The organism is Streptomyces sp. CO7, assembly GCF_053474865.1.
Map to the genome: position 1 here is coordinate 1,110,961 of NZ_JBRIOU010000004.1, position 15,039 is coordinate 1,125,999.

Below are 15,039 nucleotides of genomic sequence, written 5' to 3' on the forward strand. Positions count from 1 at the left end.
GGCAGGCTCCGCGGACGGGTCAGGCCGTGGCGCCGACCGGCTCGGGGGCGCGGTCGCGCACCTCGGGCTCGTCGTCCTCCAGCGGGGAGGCGGAGGCGCCGCGGTAGGCGTCGCGGTCCAGGATGTTCTCGCGGGCCGCGACCAGCACCGGGACGACCGCCTGGCCGGCCACGTTGGTGGCGGTGCGCATCATGTCCAGGATCGGGTCGATGGCCAGCAGCAGGCCGACGCCCTCCAGCGGCAGGCCCAGCGTCGACAGGGTCAGCGTGAGCATCACCGTGGCGCCGGTGAGACCGGCCGTGGCGGCGGAGCCGACGACCGCGACGAACGCGATCAGCAGGTACTCCTGCACGCCGAGCTGGATGTCGAAGATCTGCGCCACGAAGATCGCGGCGAGCGCCGGGTAGATGGCGGCGCAGCCGTCCATCTTGGTGGTGGCGCCGAACGGAACGGCGAACGAGGTGTACTCGCGCGGCACGCCGAGGCGCTCGACGACCTTGACGGTCAGCGGCATGGTGCCGACCGAGGAGCGGGAGACGAAGGCCAGCTGGATGGCCGGCCAGGCGCCCTTGAAGAACTGGACCGGGCTGACCTTGGCGACCGTGGCGAGCAGCAGCGGGTAGACGCCGAACATCACCAGCGCGCAGCCGATGTAGACGTCGGCGGTGAAGGTCGCGTACTTGCCGATCAGGTCCCAGCCGTAGGTGGCGATGGCGCGGCCGATGAGGCCGACGGTGCCGATCGGGGCGAGCAGGATGACCCACCACAGCGCCTTCTGGAGCAGCTCGAGCACCGACTCGCTGAAGACGAGCACGGGCTGCGCCTTCTCGCCGATGGCGAGGGCGGCGATGCCGGCGACGGCGGCCATGAAGACGATCTGCAGCACGTTCAGCTCGGTGAACGGCGTGATGACGTCGGTCGGGATGATGCCGGTCAGGAAGTCGATCCAGCTGCCCTGGCTCTCCGGCTTGCCGCCGTCCTTCGGGGTCAGGCCGGTGCCGGCGCCCGGGTTGGTGATCAGGCCGATGGCGAGGCCGATGACCACGGCTATCAGCGAGGTGATCAGGAACCACAGCAGCGTGCGGGAGGCCAGCCGGGCGGCGTTGTTGACCTTCCGCAGGTTGGTGATGGAGACCAGGATCGCGAAGAAGACGAGCGGGGCGACGGCCAGCTTCAGCAGCTGGACGAACGTTCCGCCGATCTTGTCGAGGGTGGTGACCAGCCAGGCCAGGTCCTGGCTGCGGGCCAGCCAGCCCAGCAGGACGCCGAGGACCAGACCGGCGATGATCTGGACCCAGAAGGGCACCTTGAGCCGGCGCCTGGGCCTGCTCACGGCATGCGTGTTCTCGGACACGGACACACTCCGTCGGGGGGACGCGCGGTGGCGCGGGGAATCGAAACGGTGAGGAGCGGCGCCCCGGATCGGTCAGCAGCGCCGCGAGAGATGTGGAACGAGGTCGGACCCGGACCGGGCCAAAGGCTCCGTCAGAGCTGACACGCCGCGGTGGTTCGGCGGCAGAGGTCCACGTGCAGGCGCGCCACGAGCCGGAGGCTCTGCGGCGTGAGGGGCGCGGCTGCTGACGTCATGCACATACGTTAACAGCAGAGCTTTGGGATACCCAAAGCCTTGCTTTGTGAGGTGGGACGCTCTTCCGCCCGACAAATGACAAGTGCCCCGTCTCCGGCGAGGAGACGGGGCACCGACGACGCCCGGCGCGGGGAGGAGGTCAGTCCTCCTGGGCCCGGTTGAGCTCCAGGTTGACCTTGGCGCGGTCCATCCGCTCGATGATCTGCTCGGAGGCGCGGTCGCGCACGCCGCGCAGCACCACGAAGCTGATCGGGGCGGAGACGACGAGGGCGAGCAGGATGACCCAGATGCCGTTGGAGTCGCCGACGGCGCTCGGCAGCACACCGGCGTAGACACCGCCCCAGACGACCGCGAAGCAGCCGACGAAGATGCCGAGGCGCATCAGTGTGTAGCGGAGCATCTCTAACCCACTCTTCCGTCCGTCGAGAGCACTGCCGTCCAGTGAAACACGCCGCCGGAGGGATCTTGCGCGGGGGCCGGTCGGGCCGAGGGCCGGCCGGGAGGGCGCGGAGGTCAGGCGAGCGGGAGCCACATGGTGACGTCGTCCCGGTCGTCGCCCGGGGCGACGCGGATGGCGCCGGGCACGCGGCCGACCTCCTTGTAGCCGCAGGAGGCGTAGAAGCGTTCGAGGCCGAGGCCGCCGCGGCAGGTGAGCTTGACAGCCTCGATCCCCTCCAAGGCGCGGGCGGCGTCGGCGAGGGCGTCCATCAGCTCCCGCCCGTGCCCCTGACCCTGCCGGCCGGGATGGACCATGACGGTGTAGGCCATCACCCAGTGCTGCATCAGCCGGTGCGCGTTGAAGGCCAGGAAGGCGACCGCCTCCACACGTCCGTCGGCGTCCCGGCCCACCAGCAGCCGGGCCTGGCCGTCGGCGACCTGGCCGAGCTGCTTGATCAACGCGGGACGGACGTCGTCACGCGTCACCGTGGGCACGAAGCCCACGGCGCCGCCCGCGTTGGTCACGTCCACCCAGAGGTCCAGGATGCCGTCGCGCACCGCGGGGGTGACCGTCGGATCCAGCGTAAAGGTAAGGGACATAGCCCGAAGCTAGCCCTTACGCCGTGCGGCTCTCAAGGCGATTCCACAGGCTGGACGCCCGGCCCGTCTCCCCGCCTGCCCCGCGGCGGGCGCGCGGTCGTCCGCGGGCCGGCCGCCGGGGCGCGGGCGGGGCCTCAGCCCTCCTCGGGAAGTTCCCCGACCCGGTTCTCCCACTTGGTGGAGAGCACGATGGTGGTGCGGGTCCGGGACACCCCGTGGGTGCCGGAGAGCCTCCGGATGATGCGCTCCAGGCCGTCCACGTCCGCCGCGCGGACCTTCAGCATGTAGCTGTCGTCGCCCGCGATGAACCAGCAGTCCTCGATCTCCGGGAGCTCCTTCAGCCGCGTGGCGACCTCCTCGTGGTCGGCGGCGTCGGAGAGCGAGATGCCGATCAGCGCGGTGACGCCCAGACCGAGGGAGGCGGCGTCGACGGTGGCCCGGTACCCGGTGATGACCCCGGCCGCCTCCAGCCGGTTGATGCGGTCGGTGACACTGGGCCCCGACAGGCCGACGAGGCGTCCCAGTTCCGCGTAGGAGGCCCGTCCGTTCTCCCTGAGAGCCTGGATGAGCTGCCTGTCCACGGCGTCCATGCGATCGATTGCCTTCCGGTGAGGTGTTCCTGCGACGTGTGTGACCGAGGACGGACCGGCATGAGCGGCGGCGGTCATGCGGTCCGGGTGATCGACGTTGAGGTGCGGTGATCAGCTCTCGGCGGCCCTCGCCTCGCCGAGTCCGCCCTTCCACCTGCGGTACAGGGTGTGCGGGACCCCCGCCGCGTCGAGCACCCGGCCGGCGACGAAGTCGACCAGGTCCTGGATGTGGGTGGCGCCCGCGTAGAAGGCCGGGGAGGCGGGGACGACGTTCGCCCCCGCGTCGTCCAGCGTGACCAGGTGCCGCAGCGTCTGCCCGTTGAGCGGGGTCTCACGCACGGAGACCACCAGCGGGCGGCGCTCCTTGAGCGTCACGCTCGCGGCACGCTGCAGCAGGTCCTTGGACAGGCCCAGCGCGACCCCCGCGACACAGGCGGTGGAGGCGGGCACGATCAGCATCCCGCGGGCCGGGTACGAACCGGACGACGGCCCGGCGGCCAGGTCGCCGGCCGCCCAGTACCGGACGTCGCCCGCGGCCTCCCCGGAGGTGGCGGGGTCGAAGGTGTCGGGCTTTCCGTCGGCGCCCATGGCCAGCCAGCGGTTCAGGTCGTCCTGCCAGTGGGCGTCCCGGAAGGAGAGCCCGGTCTCGTCGAGCAGGGTGAGCCGGGCAGCCCGGCTGACCACCAGATCGACGCTCTCCCCGGCCTCGATCAGCCCGCGCAGCACCGCCGCCGCGTATGGCGTGCCGGATGCCCCGGAGACCCCCACGATCCAAGGGGTCCGCCGCTTTTCCCCTGCGTTCACACCCCGAGCCTACCGGCGCGGCCCGACAGCCCCGGCACGGGCAGGACCGCGGGGCGGGCCGCGTCCTGCCGCGTGCGCGCTACCGCCGCGCGGTCGTGGCCTCGTGGGCCAGGTACCGCACGTCCGGGTCCGGGTGACGGCGCAGGACGAGCAGCAGTTCGCGCCACTCGTCCGGCCAGTCGTACCGGGGACCGAAACCGGCGGTCAGGCCCATGGCGAGGAGCCCCGTGACGGTGCCGCCGTCCGCGGCCAGCCGTCCGGCCGCTTCGGCCGTCGTCGCGGCCCCACCCACGTCCGGGCCGGCGCTGTGCCGCGTCAGGCGTTGCCCCAGCCCCTGGGCGACGCTCCGTGCCGTCGTCACCCCGGCGCCTTCCAGCGACCGGGCCACCTCCCCCAGGGCGGCGACGGTCTCGTCCGCCCCGGCCGCCGGGTCGACCCGGGCGGCCAGCAGCTGCGCGTGTTCGTGGGCCAGGAGCGGTTCGTGGGCGATCAGGCCGGCCAGTCCGGCCGCGATGTCGGGCCGCCACGGCAGGAAGGAGGAGTCGGCGAGCAGGACCCGCAGCCGGCGGAGCGCGGGCAGGTCGGCCTCCCTCGTCGCCTCCCGGCTGCCCTCAGGAGTGTGCAGCGAGGCCAGCAGGGCGGTCACCGTCGTGTGCAGGACGCTGCCCTCGGCCGCACCGCCCACCGGATGGGGCAGCGCGGACACGGCGAGGTTCCGCACCGCGTCCGCCGCCGTCGACCAGGGGCGGAGGAAGGAGTCGGAGCGGAGGTCGGCACGGAAGTCGCCGACGGTCCGCGCCAGCAGGCCGGACAGCCTGGCGTCCTCGCCCGACCACGCCGCGAGGGCGCCGGACGCCGGGCCGGGAACGAGCGCCCCGGGCGTCGTCAGGACCGCCTCGTAGGCCTCCCCCAGAAGGCGGGCGAACGGCAGGCGGTACTCCCGCGCGAACTCCGGGGGACGGAGCGCGAACAGGACGTCCCGCACCCCGAGCCGCTCGTCCCGGGCCGCCGGTTCCAGCAGGTCCCAGGCCCGCGCCTCACCCGCGAGCGCGGGCAGCAGGGGCACGATCGCGGCGCGCACGTCCTGGTGGCAGTCCTCCGCCTCGAACGCCCGGGCCAGCAGTTCCACGGCCCGACGCGGCGGCAGGAACGCCGCGGCGAGGCGGGCGGCCTCCTTGCGGGAGGTCACCTTCGCCGGACGCTCGCCCGTCAGCATCGCGCCCAGCGCCGGGGCGAGCTCGGACGGCCGCGCGAACCGGGCCGCTCGCGCCGCCGCGTACACCGCGACCCGGGCCCGGTCGGTCGCCGCGTGATCCAGCAGCAGCGGCAACGCCTCCTGGGGACGGTCGGTCCAGGGCAGCGCGGCCAGCGCCGCCTCCGCGACCACCACCTCGCGGTCGTCCACGTGCCGCAGCGCCGGACGGGCGCCGAGGCCGGGGAGCGGCGCGACGGCACGGATCACGGCGGCGCGCTCGTCCAGCGGGAGGCCGGGGTCGGCCGCCTGCTGTTCGGCGAGCCGCGCCGCCGCCACCTGCTGGCGCGGCAGCCAGCGGCCGCCCACCGCGAGGTCCGGCAGCGGACGGCGTGCGTCCCGCGGCAGGAACCTCCCGTGCGGCGGCAGGTCGGCGAGCAGGACGTCGAGGAGGTCGGTGTTCCGGCGGGACAGGACCCGCAGCACGGGCGGCAGGACGGCCGCGGACGGCTCGCTCTCCAGCAGGCGGGCGACCCGCTCGTCGCGGGTTCGCGGGTCGGCGAGCCAGAACCCGACGGCCGCCCGGAAGGTCTCGTCGTCGCCGCGTTCCAGGGCGACGGCCAGCCGGTCCTGGAGATCCGGCATCCGCCGGGCGCGAGGGCCGAAGGCCTCGGCGAGGCTCAGCAGCAGGCGGAACTCGGCGCGTTCGGCGGCCCGGTCGAGCCAGGGGCTCAACGTCCGAAGGACCTCGTTCTCCTGACCGCGGCGGAGCCGGCGGTGGAGCGGACCGAGCTGGGGCACGCCGGAACGGCCCACGAGCCGCTCCAGCGTGGTCAGCGCCCAGGAACGCAGGGCGTCACCGTCGCCCGTGAGGTGCGCGGCGAGGACCTGGGTGGCGAGCCGGGCCACCGCGGCGCGGGTGGCCGGGGAGGCGTCCCGTGCCTCGAGCGCGTCGGTGGCGACCCGCTCCAGCAGGGGCGCGTGGGCGGCGGTGAACACGGTGGGCCTCACCTGGGCCAGCGTCTCCAGGGCGGACCGGCGCACCGGATCCCGGTCGTTGCGCAGCCGCTCGCCCATGACGGTCAGCAGCTCGGCGACCGCACCGGGGTCGCCGTCGAGGGTCGCCCCGGTGACCAGCGGCCGCCAGGCGGCTTCCCGGTCGTCCGCGTCGCGCCTGCGGATCCCGGCGAGCAGTTCCTCGCGGGCCTCCCGGTAGGGACCGTGGGCGAGGGTGTCCAGCCGGTCCCACCAGTAGTCGTCCGGCTCGAACGCGGCGATCTGCAGGCGCACCTCGGCGTGCCGTCTCTCCCGCGGCAGCAGCCGCAGCAGGTCGTCGGCGGGCTGGAACCCGCTCCCCACGTCCGCCGCCGCGTCGAGGAGTTCGGCGCGCGCGGAGGGCGGCAGTGCCCGGAAGAGCGCCGGGAGGTGGGCCGGACGCCACAGCCAGCGGCGGGCGAGGGCGGGCAGGGACGGCGGCCGGACCCGCACCAGCTTGCGCAGGAGGCCCTGCGGGAGGGCCGGCTCCCAGCGCTCGGGCTCGCGCTCCGGTGCGAGGAGCCACCGCGTGAACCGCTCCGCGTCGGCGGCGACCAGCGCGGGGAAGGCAGGATGCAGGGCGGCCGGAACGGTCGCCGGGCCGCCCCGCTCCAGCAGTTCCAGCACGCGCTCGGGGCGGGCCGCCGCCAGGGCGGTGACGGTGGGACCGTGGTCGGTCCACCAGCGTCCACGGCGGGCGTCGCGCCGAGCCCTCTCCCGCTCGGCGACGAGGTGGTCCAGCACCGCGTCGGGGTGACGGCGGGCCAGCCCCGGCCAGCCGTCCACGGCGTGCGCCAGCGACGGGAGGTGGCGCGCCACGAAGGGGGCGGAGCAGGCCCGTAGCAGGCGGGCGGCCTCGTGGTCGCCCCACTCCTCGCGCAGCCGTGGCAGGAGGCGTTCGGCGAGGGCGGTCCGGCCGCCGGCGACGATCAACGCGGCGAGGTGGTGGCGCAGGACGTCGGGGGCGTCCTGGTAGGCGGCCTCGATCGCCTCGTCCGGCACCGGGAGGGTGCGTGCGCCGCGGTGCGCCTGGCGGGCCACCACCTGGTCCGCGTCGGCGAGGCGCGCGGCGAGGAAGGGCACGTCCCGCCCGGCGAGAGCCGCCAGCGCCGCGAGCCGCCGCTCGTACGGGCCCCGGGCGTCGAGTTCTGCCAGCAGCCGGGCGAGCGCGCCGTCCCCCTGCCGGGCGAGGTCCCTGGCGGTCGTCGCGGTGAGCCGGAGGCGGTCGGGGAAGGGCAGCGGTTCCAGCGCGCTGAGCAGCTGGTCGGCAGTTGCGGGCATGCGCGGATTCTGTCCCGTCCGGCCCGGCGGGGCGAACGGGTTTCGGTCAGGGGTGCGGGACCGGGAACCGGACAAGGGGGGCAAAGCGTTGTGTGGACAGAGGTGAGGTCAGGGAAGCCGGAGCAGTCGCGGGAACGACGGAACGGCAGAGGGAGACGGGGGATCCGACCATGGCAGCCATCGGTGGCGGTACGGGCGCCGGCCCGGGCGCGGAGGTGTCGCGCGGGGAGCGGGTCCGGCTGGCCGGGAAGCTGATGCTGGGCTGGGTCGCCCTGCTGTGGGTGCTGGAGATCGTCGACGCGGCCTCGGGCAACGCCCTCGACCGTTTCGGCGTGGTGCCGCGCGACCCCGGCGAACTGGCGGACGTCGTCCCCTCCGCCTTCGTGCACTTCGGCTTCGCCCACGTCGCGGCCAACACGCTGCCGCTGCTGGTCCTCGGCTTCCTGGCCGCGCTCGGCGGGATACGGCGGTTCCTCGCGGTGTGCCTGCTGATCATGGTGGCCGACGGGGTGGGCGTCTGGCTCATATCCCCGCCCGGGGTGAACACGGCGGGGGTCTCCGGGGTGATCTTCGGCCTGTTCGGCTTCCTGCTGGTCTCCGGTTTCGTGGAGCGCCGGCCGCTGGGTGTGGTGGTCGCCGTGCTGATCACGGCGGTCTGGGGCAGCTCGATACTTGCGGGCCTGGCCCCCACGCAGACGGGGGTCAGCTGGCAGGGCCACCTGATAGGCCTGCTCTCCGGCGTCGCGGCCGCCTTCCTCCTGGCCCGCCGCGCCCGGGCGGCCTAGGTTCTGTCCGGGTACGCGTGGGCGAGGACGTCGGCGAGACCCACGGCAGGGCGGCCGAGCAGCGCGGTCAGCGCGTGGCGCTGCCGGTCGGTCGGCGTGGTGACGAGGACGGCGGCCCCGGCGCCGGTCCGCTCGCAGGTCGCGGCGAGCTCGCGCGCCTTCCCGGAGCTCAGGAGGGTCCGCGAGGAGTAGGGCAGGGACATCTTCCGGGCGCCGCCGCGGGAGACTCCCCTGCGCTGCACGAGCCGCCCGACGACCCGGACCCCGCGCGCCTCGAGTTCCGCGGCGGCCGCGTCCATGAGCGCGGCGAACTCTCTCTCCTTCGCGGAGAAGAGCCCCACCACCACGACGCCGACGCCGGTCAGGTCGGGCGGTGCGGACGGCTCCGCCGGGCGCGCCGGGGTCCGGCGGACCGGACGCCGGTCCCGCCTGCGCTGCTGGTGCACGCGGGCTCCTCCTCACGACCGGGGACACGCCGCCCCGGAACACGCCGCCTCCCGGGGACGCGAACGCGGGCCGGCGTTCGGACCGTCAGACCGTCAGGCCGCGCACCATCAGGTCCAGCAGCGCGCAGACGAACAGGGCGATGCCGATGAACCCGTTGACGCTGAAGAACGCCCGGTTGAGGCGGGACAGGTCGTGCGGGCGGACGATGGTGTGCTCGTAGACGAACGCGCCCGCCACGATCAGCAGGCCCAGCCAGAAGAAGAGACCCGCCCCGGTGAGGAGGCCGAACCAGGCGAAGAGCGCCGTGGTGACGACGTGGCAGCCCCGCGCGCCCCAGATCGCCGCGGGGATCCCGAACCGCGCCGGGACGGACTTCACGCCGACCTCGCGGTCCGTCTCCACGTCCTGGCAGGCGTAGATCAGGTCGAAGCCGCCGATCCACACGCCCACGGCGACGCCCAGGACGACGGCGTCCCAGGACCACTCGCCGGTGACCGCCAGCCAGCCGCCGAGCGGGCCGATGGCCTGGGCGAGCCCCAGGATGGCCTGCGGGAAGTTCGTGAACCGCTTGCCGTACGGGTAGACCACCATCGGGATCGCCGCGAGCGGCGCCAGGATCAGGCAGAGCGGGTTGAGCAGCGCTGCCGTGACCAGGAAGACGGCGAGCGCGACCAGCGCACCGGTCCACGCCGTCCGCACCGACACCGCGCCGGTGACCAGCTCCCGCTGCGCGGTCCGCGGGTTCCGCGCGTCGATCTCCCGGTCGATGATCCGGTTGGCGGCCATCGCGAAGGTGCGCATCGCGACCATGGCGACCGTCACCAGCAGCAGGTCGACCCAGTGCACGGAGCGGTCCACCGTGAACATCGCGGTGAGCGCCGCGATGTAGGCGAAGGGCAGCGCGAAGACCGAGTGCTCGATCATCACCAGGCGGAGGAAGGCCTTCACCCGCCCCGGCCCGTGTTCGGCGGGAACAGGACCTGTGGCGCCCGTGGCGTCAGCGGCGGCGGTCAATGCCGTACTCCTTCCACCGGCGGTCGACCTTCGCCGCCGTCTCCGGGTCGGGCAGGACCATCTCGGGCCAGCCGCCGTCCCTCGTGTACCCCTCCTCGGGCCACTTCGCGGTCGCGTCGATGCCCGCCTTGCCGCCCCAGAACTGCTGGTAGGAGGCGTGGTCCAGGTGGTCGACGGGGCCCTCGACCACCGTGAGGTCGCGCGAGTAGTCCGTGTTGCCGAGGGCGCGCCAGGCGACCTCGTGCAGGTCGTGCACGTCGCAGTCGGAGTCGACGACGACGATCAGCTTGGTCAGCGACATCATGTGCGCGCCCCAGATGGCGTGCATCACCTTCTGCGCGTGCTTCGGGTACTTCTTGTCGATCGAGATGATCGCGCAGTTGTGGAAGCCGCCCGCCTCGGGGAGGTGGTAGTCCACGATGTCCGGCACAATGATCTTGAGCAGCGGCAGGAAGAACCGCTCGGTGGCCCGCCCCAGCGGACCGTCCTCGGTCGGCGGACGGCCGACCACGATGGACTGCAGCAGCGGCTTCTTGCGCATGGTGACGCAGTCGATGGTCAGCGCGGGGAACGGCTCCTGCGGCGTGTAGAAGCCGGTGTGGTCGCCGAACGGCCCCTCCGGCAGCATCTCGCCCGGCTCCAGCCAGCCCTCCAGCACGACCTCGGCGTTGGCCGGGACCTGCAGCGGGACGGTCTTGCAGTCGACCATCTCGATCCGCCGGCCCGCGACGAACCCGGCGAACAGGTACTCGTCGATCCCGCCCGGCAGCGGCGCGGTCGCCGCATAGGTGACCGAGGGCGGGCAGCCGAAGGCGATGGCGACCGGCAGCCGCTCGCCGCGGCGGGCCGCCACCTGGTAGTGGTTGCGGCTGTCCTTGTGGATCTGCCAGTGCATGCCGATGGTGCGCCTGTCGTGGCGCTGCAGGCGGTAGAGGCCGAGGTTGCGGACGCCGGACTCGGGGTCCTTGGTGTGCGTCAGGCCCAGGTTGAAGAACGCGCCGCCGTCCTGCGGCCAGGTGAAGAGCGCGGGGAGCTGGTCGAGGTCCACGTCGTCGCCGGTGAGCACGACCTCCTGCACGGGGCCGTCCTTCACCTTCTTCGGCGGCACGTGCGTCATGGTCCCGAGCTTGCCGAACGCCTCCCGGACACCCATGAACCCCTGGGGCAGTTCGGGCTTGAGCAGCCCGCCGATGATGTCGCCGATCTCCTCGTACGACTTCAGGCCGAGGGCCTTGAGCAGCCGCCGGTCGGTGCCGAAGACGTTCATCGCGAGCGGCATCGCGGAGCCGCGCACGTTCTCGAAGAGCAGCGCCGGGCCGCCCGACTTCTGGACCCGGTCGACGATCTCCCCGACCTCCAGATGGGGGTCGACCTCGGCCGTCACCCGCTTCAGGTCTCCGTCGCGCTCCAGGGCCCGCAGGAAGGAGCGAAGATCGTCGTAAGCCATGCCCCCCAGTATCGCCGAGGGCCTCAGGAAGGTGGCGTCCGCCCCTCGGACGAAGCACCCGCGCAGCCGCTAGCCTGGTGACGTCACGGGTCGGCCGCCGCCGTCCCGCCGTCGTTCCACTGGGGGTACGCCCGTCATGCTGAGGATCCTGCCGCTGCTCCTGGTGCTGGCCCTGACCATCTACGCGTTCATCGACTGCCTGAACACCCCGGAGGAGGACGTCCGGGTCCTGCCGAAGCCGATCTGGGCGATGCTGATCCTGCTGCTCGGCACGGCGCTGATCGGGCCGGTGGCGTGGCTGGTGGCGGGCAAGGTCCGCCACGGCGGCGCGCAGGACGGCGCCTTCGGTCCGCGCGGCGGGCAGCGGGGCGGCCCTCGCGGAGGACAGCGCCGGCAGCGCTTCGTGGCGCCGGACGACAACCCCGACTTCCTCAAGTCGCTGGGCGAGGAGACCCGCAGGCGCGGCAAGGACGACGAGGACCCCCAGCAGCGCGACCAGCGGGAGGACCCGCGCGACGAGCGGCGCGGCCGGGACGAGGACGCCCCGGAGAGCTGACGCGCGGCCCCGGCCCCCTCGACGGGGCGCCGGCGCCCGCCCTCCGGCGCTCCCCCAGGAGCCGCCGGGCGGCCTGTCCTGCGCAGCCGCTAGTCTGCCCGTCCTCACCGTCCGAACAACCCGTCGCGTCCTGGGGGGACTTGCGCATGCTCCGGATTCTGCCGTTCCTGTTGGTGCTGGCCCTGTGGATCTACGCCTTCATCGACTGCCTCAACACCCCCGAGGAGAAGGTGCGCGGCCTGCCCAAGGTGGTCTGGGTGCTGATCATCCTCTTCCTCGGCGAGGTGCTGGTCGGCCCGATCGCCTGGCTGGTGGCCGGCAAGGTCCGTGACGGCGCCGCCGCCCACCGCGGCTCCACGCCCTCCGAGTGGCACCGCAACCACCGCCCCTCGGCCCCCGTCGCCCCGGACGACGACCCGGCGTTCCTCGCCCGGCTGGCCGAGGAGAACAAGCGGGACGAGGCCCTCCTGAAGGACTGGGAGGCCGACCTGCGCCGCCGCGAGGAGCAGCTGCGTCGCGAGGAGCCCGGCGAGAACCGCAAGGAGAACTGAGACCCATGTCCCCGGCGCTCGACCTGCGGCTGCTGGCGACCTTCGAGAAGGTCGCCGCCCTGCTCAGCTTCACCCGCGCGGCCGCCGAGCTGGCGTACGCGCAGTCCACGGTGACCGCGCAGGTACGGGCACTGGAGCAGGATCTGGGCGTCGCCCTCTTCGACCGTCTCGGCAGCCGCATCCGGCTCACCGAGGCCGGGGAGCGGCTGCTGCCGTACGCCCGCCGCCTCCTGGACCTGGCCGCCGAGGCGCGGGCCGCCGCGGTCGAGCCGGACGAGCCGTCCGGGCAGCTGACCGTCGGCACCATCGAGTCGCTGACGTCCTACCGGCTGCCGCCGCTCTTCGAGCTGTTCCACCACCGCTACCCGAAGGTGCGGCTGTCGCTGCGCACCACCATCGGCGACGAGACGCGGGACGCGCTCCGGCGCGGCGTCTACGACCTGGGCTTCCTGATGGAGGCCCGCACCGAGCACGCCGGGCTGGAGACGGTGGTCCTGCTGCCGGAGCCACTGGCCCTGGTCGCGGTCCCCGGTCACCCGCTCGCCGGCCGGCCCCTGTCCACCGCCGATCTGTGCGGGGCCACCCTGCTCGCCGTGGAGTCCGGCTGCGCGTTCCGCGACCTGTTCGAGGCCGAACTCACCGAGGCGGCCGGGGAGCCGGTCGCGTTCCGGGAGTTCGGCACCGTGGAGGCCACCAAACGCGCCACGGCGACCGGCCTGGGGATCGCCCTGCTCCCCGAGGTCACGGTCGCCGACGCGCTGGCCGCCCAGGCGCTTCAGCGCCTCGACTGGCGGCCGTCGTTCACTCTCCACTCGCAACTGGCGTGGCGGTCCGGGAAGCGACTGCCTCCCGCGGCGCGTCTGTTCGTGGAGCAGACCCGGCGACTGCTGCGCGAGCAGCAGGCGCGGCCGCCGGCTTCCTGAGCGTCACCTTCAGGCTCGCGAGGACGATGAGCGGCAGACCCAGCGCCTGCAGCCACCCCATGACGTGCCCGTACACCGCCCAGTCGGTGAGCATCGCGACGGCCGGGTAGACGAAGGCCAGCACGGCGATCTTCGCGGTGGGCAGCTTGGCGTAGGCGGCGTACATCAGGACGTACATCACACCGGTGTGGAAGACGCCGAGCGCCACCAGCCAGCCCCAGGTGCCGGCTCCCGCGCCGCCCATCGCGCCCAGGTCGGCGAACGGCAGCAGCAGCGGGATGCCGACGACCACCTGCACCAGGGCGATCAGGTGGGGACGCACGCCCCGCACCCGCTTGACCACCAGGGTGGCCAGTCCGTAGAGCACCGCGGCGCCCAGCGCCTGGCCGATGCCGAGCAGGTAGCGGCCGTCGCCGCCGGTCAGGTCCTCCGGCCGGACGCCCGAGACCAGGACCAGGCCGGCGAAGGCGAGGGCCACCCAGCCGAGGGTGGCGGCGGTCAGCCGCTCCCGGAAGAGCAGGGCGCCGAAGACCACGACGAAGAACGGCTGCATGTGGTAGACGACCGACGCCACCGAGATGGAGGTGTTGCCGTACGACTCGAACAGCAGGATCCAGTTGCCGACGATGAACAGTCCGGCGAGGACGGTCAGCGCCAGGCTGCGCCGGGTGAACCCGTGCCCGCGGATCCAGCCGCGGGCGGCGACGTAGACGCCGAGGGCCAGTGCGCCGAAGAGCACCCGGAAGAACACCACGTTGAGCGAGGAGGCCCCCGACTCGACCACGAACACGCCGATCGTCCCGGACAGCACCATGGCGGTGGTGAGCTGGGCGATCCCCTTCGTCTCTGTTGTCATGCGCCGAAGCTACGGCGCGCCTGCCGCCGGGGGCCACGCCGTACCACCCCGTGATGCCGATGGGGCCATCGGCAGAGCCGATGACCCCAGGTCAGCGCCGCGTCAGGGCCCTCAGCGCAGGCGCGAGGAGGACAGGATCGAGAACAGGTGGGCCGGGACCATCACCCAGGTGACCGCCGCGAGGACCACCAGGGCGATCCGGGTGGCGTCCAGGTTACCCAGCGCGGCGTCCACCGCGGCGGTGGCCAGGAGCACGAGGGACGCCTCGATGCCGTTGGTCAGCCGGTGGATCTTGAACGCGGCGGCCAGCTTGCGCAGGGTCGCCACGCCCTCGGAGCGCGGCCGCGTCGACTCGTCGTCGGCCACCGCCAGTCCGCGCCGGGCGCGGGCCACGTCCACCAGGTCGGTGGAGGCCTTCAGCAGGACGACGCCCATGGCGGTGAACAGGCCGAGCGCGACCCAGCCGTCGAAGGAACCGCCGTCGCCCCAGCCGGCGGCCCGGAAGCCGGCGCCGGCCAGCAGCGCCGCGTCGGCGAGGTAGGCGCCGAGCCGGTCGACGTAGATGCCGGCCGCGCTGTTCTGGCCCTTCCACCGGGCGACCTCGCCGTCGACGCAGTCGAACAGCAGGAACAGCTGGAACAGCACCGCGGCGAGGATCGCGCCGGTGAGCCCGGGGATCAGCAGGGCGGCGCCCGCGGCGACGCCGCAGACCACCATCGTCCAGGTCAGCGCGTCCGGGGTGACCGGTGTCCGCACCAGCTGGCGCGTCACCCGCAGGGAGATCGCCCGCATGTACATCCGGCCGGCCCAGTGCTCGCCGTTGCGGCTGGCCAGCTTGGCCTGCGGCTGGCAGACCTCCCGAAGCTCCTCCAGGACCGGGGCAGCAGCCACCATGTTCACGCTTTCCTTCCACCGACGGGCCGAGTGACGGC

At 73.5% G+C, this 15,039-nt stretch carries 14 protein-coding genes and 1 pseudogene; 4 read left to right on the plus strand and 11 right to left on the minus strand.

All coding sequences use genetic code 11. The features are described 5' to 3' along the window. Positions 1-19 precede the first annotated feature (19 nt). The 6 genes from ACOV8S_RS17930 to ACOV8S_RS17955 all read right to left on the minus strand — a co-directional run bounded on the left by ACOV8S_RS17930 (position 20) and on the right by ACOV8S_RS17955 (position 7,528). Positions 20-1,354, minus strand: a complete 1,335-nt coding sequence (locus tag ACOV8S_RS17930) for a dicarboxylate/amino acid:cation symporter (protein ID WP_448318777.1) — start codon at positions 1,352-1,354, stop codon at positions 20-22. Between the two features lie 373 nt (positions 1,355-1,727). Beyond that, a complete protein-coding gene (locus ACOV8S_RS17935) occupies positions 1,728-1,988 on the minus strand; it encodes a DUF4229 domain-containing protein (protein ID WP_448318778.1) in 261 nt (86 codons plus the stop codon). A 113-nt stretch (positions 1,989-2,101) separates the two neighbouring features. Continuing rightward, on the minus strand, positions 2,102-2,626 hold the full coding sequence (locus ACOV8S_RS17940) for an N-acetyltransferase family protein (RefSeq protein ID WP_448318779.1): 525 nt from the start codon (positions 2,624-2,626) through the stop codon (positions 2,102-2,104). A 134-nt stretch (positions 2,627-2,760) separates the two neighbouring features. Beyond that, positions 2,761-3,216 (minus strand): Lrp/AsnC family transcriptional regulator, encoded by a 456-nt coding sequence (locus tag ACOV8S_RS17945; protein WP_448318780.1) that lies wholly within the window; start codon positions 3,214-3,216, stop codon positions 2,761-2,763. A gap of 111 nt (positions 3,217-3,327) precedes the next feature. Then, a complete protein-coding gene (locus ACOV8S_RS17950) occupies positions 3,328-4,020 on the minus strand; it encodes a UbiX family flavin prenyltransferase (protein ID WP_448318781.1) in 693 nt (230 codons plus the stop codon). A 79-nt stretch (positions 4,021-4,099) separates the two neighbouring features. Beyond that, positions 4,100-7,528: a hypothetical protein gene (locus ACOV8S_RS17955; protein WP_448318782.1), complete on the minus strand. Its 3,429-nt coding sequence runs from the start codon at positions 7,526-7,528 to the stop codon at positions 4,100-4,102. A gap of 170 nt (positions 7,529-7,698) precedes the next feature. Between ACOV8S_RS17955 and ACOV8S_RS17960 the strand changes: the two genes are divergently transcribed. Beyond that, positions 7,699-8,313, plus strand: a complete 615-nt coding sequence (locus ACOV8S_RS17960) for a rhomboid family intramembrane serine protease (protein ID WP_448318783.1) — start codon at positions 7,699-7,701, stop codon at positions 8,311-8,313. On the opposite strand, the gene ACOV8S_RS17965 is transcribed toward ACOV8S_RS17960, so the two are convergent. From ACOV8S_RS17965 to ACOV8S_RS17975, 3 genes are all read right to left on the minus strand, one after another. Continuing rightward, complete coding sequence (locus ACOV8S_RS17965) at positions 8,310-8,759, minus strand: hypothetical protein (protein WP_448318784.1); 450 nt, start codon at positions 8,757-8,759, stop codon at positions 8,310-8,312. The genes ACOV8S_RS17960 and ACOV8S_RS17965 overlap by 4 nt on opposite strands. A gap of 85 nt (positions 8,760-8,844) precedes the next feature. After that, complete coding sequence (mqnP, locus tag ACOV8S_RS17970) at positions 8,845-9,774, minus strand: menaquinone biosynthesis prenyltransferase MqnP (RefSeq protein ID WP_448318785.1); 930 nt, start codon at positions 9,772-9,774, stop codon at positions 8,845-8,847. After that, positions 9,758-11,221, minus strand: a complete 1,464-nt coding sequence (locus ACOV8S_RS17975; protein WP_351110881.1) for a menaquinone biosynthesis decarboxylase — start codon at positions 11,219-11,221, stop codon at positions 9,758-9,760. Before ACOV8S_RS17975 ends, mqnP begins: the two co-directional genes overlap by 17 nt. A 136-nt stretch (positions 11,222-11,357) precedes the next feature. On the opposite strand from ACOV8S_RS17975, the gene ACOV8S_RS17980 reads away from it, so the two are divergent. The 3 genes and pseudogenes from ACOV8S_RS17980 to ACOV8S_RS17990 all read left to right on the plus strand — a co-directional run. Then, positions 11,358-11,777 (plus strand): PLD nuclease N-terminal domain-containing protein, encoded by a 420-nt coding sequence (locus ACOV8S_RS17980; protein WP_448318786.1) that lies wholly within the window; start codon positions 11,358-11,360, stop codon positions 11,775-11,777. A 146-nt stretch (positions 11,778-11,923) separates the two neighbouring features. After that, a complete protein-coding gene (locus tag ACOV8S_RS17985) occupies positions 11,924-12,328 on the plus strand; it encodes a PLD nuclease N-terminal domain-containing protein (RefSeq protein WP_448318787.1) in 405 nt (134 codons plus the stop codon). 5 nt (positions 12,329-12,333) lie between these two features. Beyond that, positions 12,334-13,155, plus strand: a pseudogene (locus ACOV8S_RS17990) (LysR family transcriptional regulator); the annotation flags it as partial. Here the strand turns inward: ACOV8S_RS17990 and ACOV8S_RS17995 are convergent. Then, positions 13,130-14,107 (minus strand): DMT family transporter, encoded by a 978-nt coding sequence (locus ACOV8S_RS17995; protein ID WP_448318788.1) that lies wholly within the window; start codon positions 14,105-14,107, stop codon positions 13,130-13,132. The pseudogene ACOV8S_RS17990 and the gene ACOV8S_RS17995 sit on opposite strands and share 26 nt — an antisense overlap. Positions 14,108-14,218: 111 nt before the next feature. Next, on the minus strand, positions 14,219-15,001 hold the full coding sequence (locus tag ACOV8S_RS18000) for a CDP-alcohol phosphatidyltransferase family protein (protein ID WP_448318789.1): 783 nt from the start codon (positions 14,999-15,001) through the stop codon (positions 14,219-14,221). Between the last annotated feature and the right edge of the window lie 38 nt (positions 15,002-15,039).

What these genes read in the sequence shown, in the direction of transcription:
- ACOV8S_RS17940 (WP_448318779.1), bottom strand. Translation starts at nt 2,626, where the DNA reads ATGTCCCTTACCTTTACGCTGGATCCGACGGTCACCCCCGCGGTGCGC.
- ACOV8S_RS18000 (WP_448318789.1), bottom strand. Translation starts at nt 15,001, where the DNA reads ATGGTGGCTGCTGCCCCGGTCCTGGAGGAGCTTCGGGAGGTCTGCCAG.
- ACOV8S_RS17945 (WP_448318780.1), bottom strand. Translation starts at nt 3,216, where the DNA reads ATGGACGCCGTGGACAGGCAGCTCATCCAGGCTCTCAGGGAGAACGGA.
- ACOV8S_RS17955 (WP_448318782.1), bottom strand. Translation starts at nt 7,528, where the DNA reads ATGCCCGCAACTGCCGACCAGCTGCTCAGCGCGCTGGAACCGCTGCCC.
- ACOV8S_RS17980 (WP_448318786.1), top strand. Translation starts at nt 11,358, where the DNA reads ATGCTGAGGATCCTGCCGCTGCTCCTGGTGCTGGCCCTGACCATCTAC.
- ACOV8S_RS17935 (WP_448318778.1), bottom strand. Translation starts at nt 1,988, where the DNA reads ATGCTCCGCTACACACTGATGCGCCTCGGCATCTTCGTCGGCTGCTTC.
- ACOV8S_RS17995 (WP_448318788.1), bottom strand. Translation starts at nt 14,107, where the DNA reads ATGACAACAGAGACGAAGGGGATCGCCCAGCTCACCACCGCCATGGTG.
- ACOV8S_RS17985 (WP_448318787.1), top strand. Translation starts at nt 11,924, where the DNA reads ATGCTCCGGATTCTGCCGTTCCTGTTGGTGCTGGCCCTGTGGATCTAC.
- ACOV8S_RS17960 (WP_448318783.1), top strand. Translation starts at nt 7,699, where the DNA reads ATGGCAGCCATCGGTGGCGGTACGGGCGCCGGCCCGGGCGCGGAGGTG.
- ACOV8S_RS17975 (WP_351110881.1), bottom strand. Translation starts at nt 11,221, where the DNA reads ATGGCTTACGACGATCTTCGCTCCTTCCTGCGGGCCCTGGAGCGCGAC.